The organism is Psychrobacter sp. H8-1, assembly GCF_904846575.1.
GTDB classification, from domain to species: Bacteria; Pseudomonadota; Gammaproteobacteria; order Pseudomonadales; family Moraxellaceae; genus Psychrobacter; species Psychrobacter fulvigenes.
In genome coordinates this window covers 23860-35692 of sequence record NZ_CAJHBG010000001.1, presented here as the reverse complement: position 1 = coordinate 35692, position 11833 = coordinate 23860, and the positions used below count along the sequence as shown (strand labels likewise).

General features: G+C 43.4%; 12 protein-coding genes. 2 read left to right on the top strand and 10 right to left on the bottom strand.

Annotation, left to right across the window (positions count from 1 at the left end; genetic code table 11):
- The first annotated feature begins 361 nt into the window (after nucleotides 1-361).
- The gene (locus JMY01_RS00180) at nucleotides 362-919 is read left to right on the top strand and encodes a DUF4442 domain-containing protein (protein WP_201573214.1); all 558 of its coding nucleotides are present in this window, start codon (nucleotides 362-364) and stop codon (nucleotides 917-919) included.
- Nucleotides 920-1117: 198 nt separating this feature from the next.
- Here JMY01_RS00180 and rplS read toward each other — a convergent pair whose 3' ends face one another.
- The 4 genes from rplS to rpsP all read right to left on the bottom strand — a co-directional run bounded on the left by rplS (nucleotide 1118) and on the right by rpsP (nucleotide 3604).
- Nucleotides 1118-1540 (bottom strand): 50S ribosomal protein L19, encoded by a 423-nt coding sequence (rplS, locus tag JMY01_RS00175; RefSeq protein ID WP_201573212.1) that lies wholly within the window; start codon nucleotides 1538-1540, stop codon nucleotides 1118-1120.
- A 180-nt stretch (nucleotides 1541-1720) separates the two neighbouring features.
- Nucleotides 1721-2512 (bottom strand): tRNA (guanosine(37)-N1)-methyltransferase TrmD, encoded by a 792-nt coding sequence (gene trmD / locus JMY01_RS00170; protein ID WP_201573210.1) that lies wholly within the window; start codon nucleotides 2510-2512, stop codon nucleotides 1721-1723.
- A 78-nt stretch (nucleotides 2513-2590) separates the two neighbouring features.
- Complete coding sequence (rimM, locus tag JMY01_RS00165) at nucleotides 2591-3124, bottom strand: ribosome maturation factor RimM (protein ID WP_201573198.1); 534 nt, start codon at nucleotides 3122-3124, stop codon at nucleotides 2591-2593.
- A 210-nt stretch (nucleotides 3125-3334) separates the two neighbouring features.
- Nucleotides 3335-3604 carry a 30S ribosomal protein S16 gene (gene rpsP / locus JMY01_RS00160; RefSeq protein WP_201573195.1) on the bottom strand — a complete coding sequence of 90 codons (270 nt, stop codon included), beginning with the start codon at nucleotides 3602-3604 and terminating at the stop codon, nucleotides 3335-3337.
- 345 nt (nucleotides 3605-3949) lie between these two features.
- Between rpsP and JMY01_RS00155 the strand changes: the two genes are divergently transcribed.
- On the top strand, nucleotides 3950-5416 hold the full coding sequence (locus tag JMY01_RS00155) for an ATP-binding protein (protein ID WP_201573179.1): 1467 nt from the start codon (nucleotides 3950-3952) through the stop codon (nucleotides 5414-5416).
- Nucleotides 5417-5422: 6 nt separating this feature from the next.
- Here JMY01_RS00155 and JMY01_RS00150 read toward each other — a convergent pair whose 3' ends face one another.
- The 6 genes from JMY01_RS00150 to atpG all read right to left on the bottom strand — a co-directional run bounded on the left by JMY01_RS00150 (nucleotide 5423) and on the right by atpG (nucleotide 11700).
- Complete coding sequence (locus JMY01_RS00150; RefSeq protein WP_201573176.1) at nucleotides 5423-5602, bottom strand: hypothetical protein; 180 nt, start codon at nucleotides 5600-5602, stop codon at nucleotides 5423-5425.
- A gap of 138 nt (nucleotides 5603-5740) precedes the next feature.
- On the bottom strand, nucleotides 5741-7426 hold the full coding sequence (locus JMY01_RS00145; RefSeq protein WP_201573173.1) for an ATP-binding protein: 1686 nt from the start codon (nucleotides 7424-7426) through the stop codon (nucleotides 5741-5743).
- Nucleotides 7427-7728: 302 nt separating this feature from the next.
- On the bottom strand, nucleotides 7729-8439 hold the full coding sequence (locus tag JMY01_RS00140) for a response regulator (protein WP_201573170.1): 711 nt from the start codon (nucleotides 8437-8439) through the stop codon (nucleotides 7729-7731).
- Nucleotides 8440-8840: 401 nt separating this feature from the next.
- Nucleotides 8841-9257, bottom strand: a complete 417-nt coding sequence (locus JMY01_RS00135; protein ID WP_201573167.1) for a F0F1 ATP synthase subunit epsilon — start codon at nucleotides 9255-9257, stop codon at nucleotides 8841-8843.
- A gap of 89 nt (nucleotides 9258-9346) precedes the next feature.
- Complete coding sequence (gene atpD / locus JMY01_RS00130; RefSeq protein ID WP_201573164.1) at nucleotides 9347-10780, bottom strand: F0F1 ATP synthase subunit beta; 1434 nt, start codon at nucleotides 10778-10780, stop codon at nucleotides 9347-9349.
- 38 nt (nucleotides 10781-10818) lie between these two features.
- Nucleotides 10819-11700, bottom strand: coding sequence for a F0F1 ATP synthase subunit gamma (gene atpG, locus JMY01_RS00125; RefSeq protein WP_201573161.1), 882 nt, complete (start codon nucleotides 11698-11700; stop codon nucleotides 10819-10821).
- Nucleotides 11701-11833: the final 133 nt, after the last annotated feature.

Genomic DNA, 11833 nt, shown 5'->3' with positions numbered 1-11833 from the left:
TCTCAACTATCCATTTTTTAGTATGGTTAATGTGCTTTTATATCTTGCTATACGCGAATACGTACTCAATACTATCAATATTGATATCGTAGTGATTCTTACGCTAAAACCTATAAAAACACCGTGAGTTTGACTGTCAAGAAGTGACTTTGCTTAACAGTCGTTACGCTTTAAGACTGGTGACCATGGTTATTTTTAATTATGATGGTTATCTTTTGCTCAGCCAGTATCCAGTTGTCAGGCAAAAATTATAAATACTCTATAATTACACGACGCTATTTATGGATTATGGAACCATTACTTATACTGTCAGCATAACGGGCACTTCTGGCATGATCATCAAAAGACAAAAGGATAAAACATGAACTTGCTACCTAAAAACTTAGAAAACTTAAGACGCAAAACCAAAAAAAACGTGATGCCGTTACTGACACCACATTTGCTTAAGCTACGCATTAATACCTACGCGCCTTACGTCGGCGCTGGTATCAAGGTAGAGCATGTAGATTTAGATCAAGGTCTGTGTGTGGTCAGTATGGGGCTCAATGCTTGGAATAAAAACATTGTCGGTACTCAATTTGGTGGTAGCTTGTATTCTATGGTCGACCCTTTCTATATGCTCATGCTCATGCACCAATTAGGCAGCACTTATGTGGTATGGGACAAAAGCTCACATATTGAATTCATTGCACCTGGTACTAGCAAAGTAACAACGCGGATGAAGATACCCAGTACAGAGATTGGAGTTATCCAAGAGTTAGCCAAAGATGGAGAGGCTGTATTCCGTGAATATAAAGCCGATATCGTCGACAGTCAGCAAAAGGTAATTGCGACTGTGACTAAAAATATCTATATCCGCTTGCGCAAGCACAGCAAATCTAAAGACCAAAGTAGCCGTATTGATATTCTTGATACTTAGATAACATAATCTGTGCAAGCCATACATACAAAAACCCCAATCTGGCATCTGCACAGATTGGGGTTTTGTCTTTTTTGGCATGCCTACTTATTTATAAATAAACCTATGAATAAGGGCTTGTATCTACTTTTGCTTCATTACCAAGCTGCCTAATAAGCAGCTTAGCAACTTCGGCAAGCTTAAGCGCATAGCTTAAACTTAAATACCAGGAGCAGTTTCAACCGCATCAGGTACACCAGCGTCAGTTTTTTTCTGAGCAGCTGGACGGCCGCCAAGCTTTTCGCGAATACGTGCTGATTTACCAGAACGCTCACGTAAGTAGTACAGTTTCGCACGGCGAACAGCACCACGGCGTTTCACTTCAATGCTATCAATGATTGGTGAATGCAATTGGAATGCACGCTCAACGCCTACACCGCTTGAGATTTTACGCACAGTGAATGCTGAATTTAGACCACGGTTACGCTTAGCGATAACCACGCCTTCAAAAGCCTGTAGACGCTCACGCTCACCTTCACGTACTTTTACTTGAACCACGACGGTATCGCCTGGTGCAAAGTCTGGACGTTCAAGCAGCTGCGAGTTTTCAATACTTTGAACCAATGGATGCTTGTTGCTCATGAGAGTTATCTCCTCACATTAGATGATAGAGGCTTAACGCGTATCACCTGTTTGTAATAATTGATCGTATCTTAATGGATACGACATAAAGGGGGTTGGCAAACGGCCATTATGGTATGACCCGTTTCATTATTGCGCAAAATTCTAAAATACTCACTGTGTATAAATGCTAGTGATTTTTTACTTAACTGTTTTTGACTCATTAATTAGTGAGCTATTTTGTTTTGCCGATGCCTTGAGCCATTTAGCTTGCTGCTCTGTCGGGGTAAACGCTTGCCATAATTCAGGACGCCGCGCCTTGGTGCGCGAAACCTGTTGACAAAAACGCCACTGAGCGATGTTTGCATGATGTCCAGATAAAAGCACCTCAGGTACTGTCATACCAGCAAACTCATGCGGCTTGGTATAGTGTGGACAATCAAGCAAGCCATCGACGAACGAGTCTTGCTCTGCTGACTTGTCATCACCCATAATATCAGGCAAACGACGTATCACACTATCCATCAGTACCATCGCTGGCAGCTCGCCACCAGTCAGAACATAGTCCCCAATCGATACTTCCATATCAACATATTGCGATAATAGGCGCTCATCAATACCTTCGTAACGACCACATAACAGAATCATGCCGTCATACTCAGTCATACTGACCACACTACTTTCGCTGAGCGTCTGCCCTTGTGGTGACATATAAACCACCGGACAATGCTCGCTGCCGATACGGCAACCATGCTGGCTTGCTCGCAAACGCGCATCGTCAATGGCTTTTGCGAGTGGCTCAGCCATCATGACCATACCAGGGCCACCGCCATAAGGACGTTCATCAATACGGCGATAATTATCAGTGGTATAATCACGTGGATTAATGCACTCAATCGTGACTTGCTCCTGAGTTACTGCTCGTCCCGTGATACCAAACTCACGGATCGTCGCAAACATCTCAGGAAAAATACTAATCACGGCAAAATACATCTGACCTCTGTCTAAATAACGATTGTTTGCTAACAAGGCTCTGAATAACGACCATCACTCAACCAGACTGACGTCTAATTAATAGTCGCTTGGCCACGCCACAAGGACTGTTTTGCCAGTCATATCAACTTGCACTACAGTTTGCTTATGCCAAGGTATTAGGCGCTCTTCATTATCCAAACTGTCTGAGTTGGCAGCCACACGCATAATATCGTGGGCACCATTATCAAACATTTCAGTGATATTACCAAGATACTCATCCTGCTCATTCACAACTCGCATGCCCAGCAGATCTGACCAATAAAATTCGTCTTCTGCGAGTTCTGGCAATACGTCTTGTGCGACCCAGATAGCAACACCGTTCATGGTTTCAGCAATATTACGATCAGGAACTTGCTCAAACTGAGCAACAAGTCCTGTTCCTTGCTGACGCCACTTACTGACAGTCAATGGCTTAATACCAGTAGCGGTTTTAATCCACCACGGCTGCATATCAAAGATAGCCGAGCGATCATCTGTGTCACTAAACACCCATAACCAGCCCTTAATGCCATAAGGCTTTTTGAGCTGACCAATTTTCATGAGGGTGCTGGCGTCTGGTGCAGATGACATAACGGCTAACCTAAACGTAATTAAACCAATGACAGTTAGAACAGCGATTGCCAAAACAACAATCAAACTAACAATTAAATTGACAATCAAAAACTAAGCAGCAAAAACAGTTAATGGCGTACACTGGTAATACCAGCTACGCTATGTGTTCTAAAGTCTACTCACTAAGGCAGCGCAGCTTTCACGCCATCTATAGTCAATAACCAAAACTTAAGCAGTTGCTTCAGTTGTAGTTGCAGACTTATTGTAAGCTTTTGCCAATGAAGCAACGCGATCTGAAGGCTGTGCACCTTTAGCGACCCACGCATTGTACGCTTCCATATCTAAGCGTACTGCTTCTTCTGACTCTTTAGCTAGCGGATTAAAAAAGCCGATGTTTTCGATGTAGCGGCCATCACGCGCGCGGCGTTGATCAGCAACAACTACTTGATAAAATGGGCGTTTCTTGGCACCGCCCCGTGCTAAACGAATAACAACCATGTGAATTCTCTCTTTCGCAGGTATACCAAAAAGGGCATAATTATACCATAGTCTTGTTTTATTGAAAACATAAACTGTATTTATTTTATTATTTGATAACAATAACTTAAATAGCATCTGAACTGAAATAAAAATGCTGATAATTACGACTCAGCTTACATCAGCTACTATTCAAAATAGCCTCCTTGTTATCTTATAGACCACCTGGAACACAAGCCTTTTTTTGGCACCAGACATCGTAGCGATAAGAATATTAGGCATTTATGCTATGCTTAAGCAATCTGGGCTTAAGCAGTCTGGCTATTTACTCAGCTCCTCTTATCTAACCCTTAATATTGGATTCTCATGACTACGCCAAAACCAAAGCGCTCTACCTCCTGGCTACCACGTTCATACTCTAATAGTTGGCTCACGACTTTAATGGTCGCTTTCATCGTGTTCATTAGTGTTGGTCTATCCATCTGGCTTTTTTGGCGCAGTCTGTATTTACCAGAGTTAAAGAACCATGCACGCTATTTAACCACTGAGTTACAGCTCATGAATAGCGCCAAACAAGACTGGAAAGATAACCCACAGGTAAAGCAGTGGATCTATCAGCACTCACATGTCGTGGTGGTAGAGAATCCAAGCGACTTTCCACAGGTTGAAGATAAGGCCTTTGTAGGTGTCTTTACAGATGTATTACAGCATGAAATTGGTGCGCAATTAGGGCGTCCTGTTGAAGTTTATTTTAAATTCAAACCAACACCGCAGCTATGGGTACAAGACAGCCGTGATGACAGCTTTTGGATTCGTGAGCCTGTTGTTTATTATTCGCAATACAGCCCGACTTTATTACTATTATTTTTATTAGGGCTGCCCATTCTGTCGCTACTAACGATTGTTTTATTGGTACGACAGCTCAATCGTCCATTACGCCATCTACAACGTGCGGCAACCAACTATATCAGCTTAGGACATGCCACTACCTTGCCCACACGAGCAGGCCCTACCGAGATCCGCCAAGTTAACATGGCATTCAACCAGCTTTTTACCACACTTAATCAAGCGCAAAAAGAGCGCACAATCATGCTTGCTGGCATCTCTCACGATCTACGAACCCCGCTTACGCGCATGCGTCTGACCGCTGAGATGCTGCCAGATGACTTTTTTCGTGAAGGTCTTATTTATGATATAGAAGACATGGATGCCATCTTGGAGCAGTTTATTTCATTTATGAAAGATGGCTCAGATGAACCTGTGCATCTGACAAACTTAGACGTCATATTTAATGAAATCATGGTGCAGTTTGCGCCCATGAAATTTATTTATCAGTCAGAGCTTAACAAGGCCGTACCCGTCAGACCATTATCCATTAAGCGACTGGTGATCAACCTTGTCAATAATGCTAATCGTTATGGTAAGCCGCCGATTTACTTGACTGCAACCGTAGAGCCAATTTTTTCAGAAGCAGCAGCCACGGAAGATACTGACGTAATAAGCGAAAGTGAGGTCAACAAAGAAGCGCAAGAGCAACTGGTCATCTGTGTGCGGGATTGTGGTTCAGGAGTAGCAGAAGATCAGCTAGAGCGCATTATGCAACCTTTTGAGCGTGGTGAGACTGCTCGTACCACTCAGGGTAGCGGTTTAGGACTTGCTATTGTTAGCCGTATTGCGCGACTACATCATGGTACAGTGGAAGCGGTTAATCATCCAGATGGCGGCTTACAAGTTTGTATCCGTATTCCTCTCATCTCTAAAGTCGCTGGTGAAGAAGCTATTGCAGCCGATGTGCCGATACCCAGCAATGTCATCAATGGCGATGATCATTAATATCTATTAATCTTTAGTACCAATAAGTGGTGGCGCATGGGCAGCACTATTGATAAAGGTTATCTCATGCGTCAGCTCAGCTTGCGCTGACTGCACACTCTCTGTCGTGCTTGGCTGCTGTAAAAACAGATAGTAGCCAAGTAACAGTGCGTTTAGTACTACCAGTCCGCCAAATATATAAGGCATTCGCGACCTCTCTTAAGTTTTAAATGCATGGCTTTCAACCAATCCATTAATTTAAATACATCATGTTAAGCTTTCAAAAGTAGACGCTGTTGATGACTAAAACTGAAGACTGGATCAACTTCAGACTCTTAAAGTTACCTACTCATCACTGAGACTACGCTCGCTTTTTTCTTGAGTCAGCTGATCCGCTGCAATCGTTTGCGTGAGTGGTTTGACAGGCCAAGTCATGACAAATCTTGCGCCACCAAGCTCTGGGCTTTCATCAACTTTCATACTGCCGCTAAACCAAAAAGCAATACGCGACACAATGGATAAACCCAGCCCATAACCGCCCGATGCACGGGTGCGACTATCATCTAAGCGTGAAAATGGCACAAATACTTTTTCACGATCTTCTTCTGCAATACCCTGTCCATCGTCTTCCACGCTCACAAATGCATTGCCCTTTTTGACCTCAGCACTAATAACGATGGTGGTTTCAGCATAACGCAGTGCGTTACCAGCAAGGTTTTGAATCACGCGATGTAGATAACGTCTATCCGCTATTGCAGTGACTTTAGCGTTGGGCGGCTGACCAATGACTTCAATAGACTTACCTAAAGCCTTGGTCTCACGTACGACTTGCTCGACCAACTCTTTTAAGTTGACTGGCTCAAGGTCAAGCTTTGGAGACCCCTCTTCAAGCTTAGCGTAAGTCAAAATCTCATCAATCAATCCATTAAGCGCTTCAATATCTTCATCAATGAAGTCACGTTGCATATATCGTGAGTCTTCATCATCAGTGTCAGCCAGCATGTCTACTGCAAAGCGAATACGAGCCACTGGGGTGCGCAGCTCATGGGAAACAGCACGCGTCAGCTCACGCTGTGACTCAATCAATCGCTTGATATGTTCGGTCATCGCATTAAAGGTCGCTGACAGCCGAGCTATCTCATCTTGACCGATGACTTGTACTTGAATATCAAGGTTGCCTTGACTGACTTCATTGACCCCTACTTGGATTAGTTGCAATTTTCGTTCCAATGGAAAGATAAGAGCGTAAACGCCTAAACTGATCAAAAACATACTAATCAAAATCATACTGACGATTAGATTCAGTGGAAACCAGTTAAATAGCGGTACAGGCCCCATTAGGATCGCCATATCATTGATTTCAGAGGGCACGACGACGCTGATAGCAGACTGACTTTGGCTGCTACTATCTTGCAGCAAGATAACGACTTCATCACGGCGCAGCCGCATCATTTGATCATTATCGAGGTTGAGGGTGTTTGAGGCTTTTAGCTCAAGTGGATAGGAGAATCTTTCTTCTAATACTGCCAAACGTTCACGTTTAGCCGATAAGGTCGTATAGTAGGACAAATCATCTAACAAGAACACTGCCATTGCCCGTACTTGTTGCTCAGTAACTTGCGATATCCGAACCGTTAATACCTTATCAGCATCTGGTAATCGATGATATATATCAGCATAGTTATCTTGTCCGATATAGCGTACCACCGTCTCACCATTATCAAAACGCCGTAGCTCACTGGCGCTGAAGTCCACCTCATCAATGGGTATTATCCTAAAAGTCGAACCAAACAAACTACTGGCGTCCGTTAACCAATATTCGCGCTGCGTTGCATCCTCTTGACGGCTCACACCTTCACTGACCAGATAAAAAGCACCCGTTGCCATATTTTCACGATAGGATTGCACGCGCTCTTTGTTGATGGTATCCATCAATAACTGGGCAAATAACGCCACACACAAACAGACGATTAATAGCCCTGCGTAAATTCGAACAAAGATACTGTGTTTTAAAGAAGAAACTAATGACATATGCGTCGTGACCAAACTGTTAAATAATGACTGCTGACCCTATCCAGCGCTTTATATAGGGTCAAACTTGGTTAAATACAAAAAATTGACAACTGCTCTAGTCGAGCTACTATAAAATAAATACTGACTAGAAAATATGTTAAACCTCTTACATACAGAGCATCCACAGCTATGGCTTAATTAAACCACATAACCTCTCTATTAAGTTTAAAAATTAAAACCTAGCCACAAAAAAACCAGCTTCACGCTGGTTTTTAGTATAAAACTGACAATAAAGCACGACCATATCGGAGCAAGTAGAATTAATTGCCTTCTTTGACGAACAAATAGCCTTTACTACGGACGGTTTTAATACGTTTTGGATTCTCTGGATCATCACCGATTTTCGGGCGGATACGTGAAATACGCACGTCGATAGAGCGATCTTGTCCGTCATACTCAATACCGCGCAGACGCTCAAAGATATCTTCACGTGACAAGATACGACCCGCATTAGAAGCAAGCAGCCATAGCAAGTCATATTCAGCACTGGTAAAGTCAACCAACTCATCACTAAGCGTGACTGAACGACCACCATTGTCAATAACCAACTCGCCAAACTCTAAGCGCTGAGGGACGTCTTCTGATGGCGCGTTTTCTGAACGGCGTAATAAAGCACGAATACGTGCAAGCAATACACGCGGCTGAGCGGGTTTGGCGACATAATCATCAGCACCCATCTCAAGTCCTAGCACCTGATCCATATCTTCTGTACGTGCAGTCAGCATCAAGATTGGGTTTTGGTAGTGTGGACGTACCTCACGGCAGACAGTGAGACCATCACTACCAGGAAGCATGACATCAAGCACCACTAAATCTGGCTGTTCATTAACGATACGACGAATAGCACGATTACCATCAGTTTCAATCGCCACTTCCAAACCATTTTTGACCAAATAATCTTGCGTCAACATGGCCAGACGCTCATCATCTTCAACAATTAAAATTCGCGGGGTGTTGTCTTCTTCTGTCATTGTTATATCCTCTAATGTAAAAATTAATAGCAGGGAAGTTCATAGCACAATAAAATGGAACAATGGATGTTCATATGGATGGTGCAAAGTTGGTAACACAGTATACTATCAAACATACGGCTACCTATACTATAGCTTATTGTCGTTAACAAAACCTATAAACAACTTCAAATAATCCTTTAATTTATACCCAATAATCATGTGCACTTTCCCATTAGTGCCTTTAATATAACCAAATCTATCAATTACTGCTAATGGTTTTCATCTAAATCTATTATCCAACTTTAAGCGCTGCCAATTTATAAATTTTTAGCAAAAAAAAACAGTCCAAGATGGACTGTTTTTTTTGATCTATAGACTACCAATACTCAAATCTTAACGTTAAATATTACTGATTAAAATTAAGCACGGTTTTTATATTTACGAATGGTTTGTAGCTGTGCTACTGACTCGGCCAATGATGCTAATGCCGCATTGGTATGAACCGTATCAGACTGGTTCACGAGCATTTGCTCAGCTTTTTTGCGTGCCTGAATGATTTTGCTTTCATCAAGATTGCTCGCACGTACTGCAGTATCTGCCAGTACGGTCACCATCTTTGGCTGTATCTCAAGCACACCACCTGATACGTAGATAACTTCTTCTTCGCCATCTGGTGTTTGCACACGCATCGCGCCAGGTTTGAGCAAAGTAATGAGCGGTGTATGACCTGCTAGTACACCGACTTCGCCTTCAGTACCCGTAGCGATCAACATGCTAATTTCCCCTGAATACAGCTCTTCACGGGCACTTACGACGCGACATTGAAACGTTGCCATCCCTAACTCCTTACAATCGAAACTGCGATGCGAACTAGCAAATGGCTTATATACTCAACCATTTGCTAATTAACGATTACTTTTCTCGCTTACGCTGAAGCAGCTTTCATTTTTTCTGCTTTAGCCACTACTTCGTCGATACCACCAGCCATATAGAATGCTTGCTCTGGTAAGTCATCATATTCACCTGCGATGATGGCTTTAAAGCTAGCAATGGTGTCACGTAGAGAGACATATTTACCAGGTGCACCAGTAAAGACTTCGGCTACGTGGAATGGCTGTGATAAGAAGCGCTGAATCTTACGCGCACGATAAACAACCAGTTTATCTTCTTCTGACAGCTCATCCATACCTAAGATAGCAATAATATCTTTAAGCTCTTTATAGCGCTGCAATACTTCTTGCACGCCACGAGCTACGTTGTAATGCTCTTCGCCAATCACTAATGGATCAAGCTGACGTGAGGTTGAATCTAGTGGATCAACCGCAGGATAGATACCCTGTGAAGCAATATCACGGCTCAGTACAACAGTCGCATCCAAGTGAGCAAACGTCGTTGCAGGTGATGGATCCGTCAAGTCATCCGCAGGTACGTATACGGCTTGTACTGAAGTGATTGACCCTGACTGAGTTGAAGTAATACGCTCTTGTAGTAGACCCATCTCTTCTGCTAGTGTTGGCTGATAACCAACCGCTGATGGCATACGTCCTAGCAATGCTGATACTTCAGTACCGGCAAGCGTGTAACGATAAATATTATCAACGAACAATAACACGTCACGACCTTTACCCGTTTCAGGATCTTTGGTATCACGGAAGTATTCAGCCATGGTTAGACCAGACAGTGCAACACGTAAACGGTTACCTGGTGGCTCATTCATCTGACCATATACCATCGCAACTTTAGATTTGCTAAAGTCTTCGGTATTTACAACGCCAGCTTCTTGCATTTCGTGATAGAAGTCATTACCTTCACGCGTACGCTCACCAACACCAGCAAATACTGACAAACCTTCATGCTTAAGAGCGATGTTGTTGATCAATTCCATCATGTTGACGGTTTTACCAACACCAGCACCACCAAACAAACCAACTTTACCACCTTTAGCGAACGGGCAAAGTAGATCGATAACTTTAATACCAGTCTCTAACAGTTCAGTACTGTTTGACTGCTCCGCATAGCTTGGCGCTTCACGGTGGATAGACCATCTTTCTTCAGTAGGTACTGGACCTTCTTCATCGATAGGACGACCAAGAACATCCATAATACGACCAAGCGTACCAACGCCTACAGGCACTGAGATAGGAGCGCCAGTATTGGTAACTGGAAGGTTACGTTTCAGGCCTTCTGTTGAGCCCATTGCGATAGTACGTACGATACCGTCACCTAGCTGTTGCTGTACTTCTAGGGTGGTTTCGGTACCATCTACTTGCAGGGCATCATAAATCTGAGGTACTTCGTCACGGTTGAATTCAACGTCAATAACCGCGCCAATGATCTGTACAATACGACCGCTATTCATTGCGTTCTCCTTGAACTTCTATATATAGGTGTAGTCAATTATGAAACAGCAGCAGCACCGCCAACGATTTCCGAGATTTCTCGAGTAATCGCCGCTTGACGCAGCTTGTTATAAACCAACTGTAAATCGTTAATTAGGTCACCAGCATTATCTGTTGCTGCTTTCATAGCGACCATACGCGATGACTGTTCAGAGGCAATGTTTTCCATTACCGCTTGATAGACAATCGACTCAATGTAGCGCCCTAGCAAGCCATCAACCAAAGTTTTGATGTCAGGCTCATAGATATAATCCCAGCTAAGATCAGTGCGCATACCACTGTCTTCACCAGTAAGCGTTCCCTCAGGCAAAGGTACTAACTGACTAACTGTCGGCTGTTGGGTCATGGCATTAACAAACTTGTTATATACCACATAGATACGGTCAATTTTACCGTTATCGTAGTCCTCTAGCATCGCTTGTACAGATGAGTTCAACTGTTCAAACGTGGGGTTATCGCCATAGTCAGTGATTGCTGAGGTGACTTTACCGCCAAAGTTTTTGAAGAAGCTGACGCCTTTAGCACCGATAACAGAAAACTCAGCCTTTACAGACTGGTTTTGATAGTCATCAATACTATTAGTTAGCGCTTTGAATAAGTTGATGTTCAAACCACCCGCAAGTCCACGGTCTGAGGTGATAACGATATAGCCCACTGTATTAATTGGACGCGTTACCATATACGGATGTTTGTAATCTGATGAAGCATGCACCAAATGTGAAATAACCCGGCGCATACTATCAGCATACGGGCGACCCACGTCCATGCGCTCTTGAGCACGGCGCATCTTACTCGCCGCTACCATTTGCATGGCACGAGTAATTTTCTGGGTGCTTTTAATACTGGTGACTTTGGCACGTATTTCTTTTAAGCTTGCCATAATGATTCCAATATAAGAGGGTTAAAAAAGCATTGGCGAATGCAACAATAACTTGTGGCACTACGCGGTCACATGCCGTTGATTGTGGATGCAGCGGCGCGACTGTCATGAGACATCGCGCCACTGTATTCGC

Bases quoted from the DNA above. Each gene is read 5' to 3' on its own strand.
- JMY01_RS00145 (WP_201573173.1), bottom strand. From the start codon at position 7,426: ATGTCATTAGTTTCTTCTTTAAAACACAGTATCTTTGTTCGAATTTAC.
- JMY01_RS00155 (WP_201573179.1), top strand. From the start codon at position 3,950: ATGACTACGCCAAAACCAAAGCGCTCTACCTCCTGGCTACCACGTTCA.
- rpsP (WP_201573195.1), bottom strand. From the start codon at position 3,604: ATGGTTGTTATTCGTTTAGCACGGGGCGGTGCCAAGAAACGCCCATTT.
- rimM (WP_201573198.1), bottom strand. From the start codon at position 3,124: ATGTCATCTGCACCAGACGCCAGCACCCTCATGAAAATTGGTCAGCTC.
- atpG (WP_201573161.1), bottom strand. From the start codon at position 11,700: ATGGCAAGCTTAAAAGAAATACGTGCCAAAGTCACCAGTATTAAAAGC.
- JMY01_RS00150 (WP_201573176.1), bottom strand. From the start codon at position 5,602: ATGCCTTATATATTTGGCGGACTGGTAGTACTAAACGCACTGTTACTT.
- JMY01_RS00180 (WP_201573214.1), top strand. From the start codon at position 362: ATGAACTTGCTACCTAAAAACTTAGAAAACTTAAGACGCAAAACCAAA.
- atpD (WP_201573164.1), bottom strand. From the start codon at position 10,780: ATGAATAGCGGTCGTATTGTACAGATCATTGGCGCGGTTATTGACGTT.
- JMY01_RS00135 (WP_201573167.1), bottom strand. From the start codon at position 9,257: ATGGCAACGTTTCAATGTCGCGTCGTAAGTGCCCGTGAAGAGCTGTAT.
- rplS (WP_201573212.1), bottom strand. From the start codon at position 1,540: ATGAGCAACAAGCATCCATTGGTTCAAAGTATTGAAAACTCGCAGCTG.
- trmD (WP_201573210.1), bottom strand. From the start codon at position 2,512: ATGTATTTTGCCGTGATTAGTATTTTTCCTGAGATGTTTGCGACGATC.
- JMY01_RS00140 (WP_201573170.1), bottom strand. From the start codon at position 8,439: ATGACAGAAGAAGACAACACCCCGCGAATTTTAATTGTTGAAGATGAT.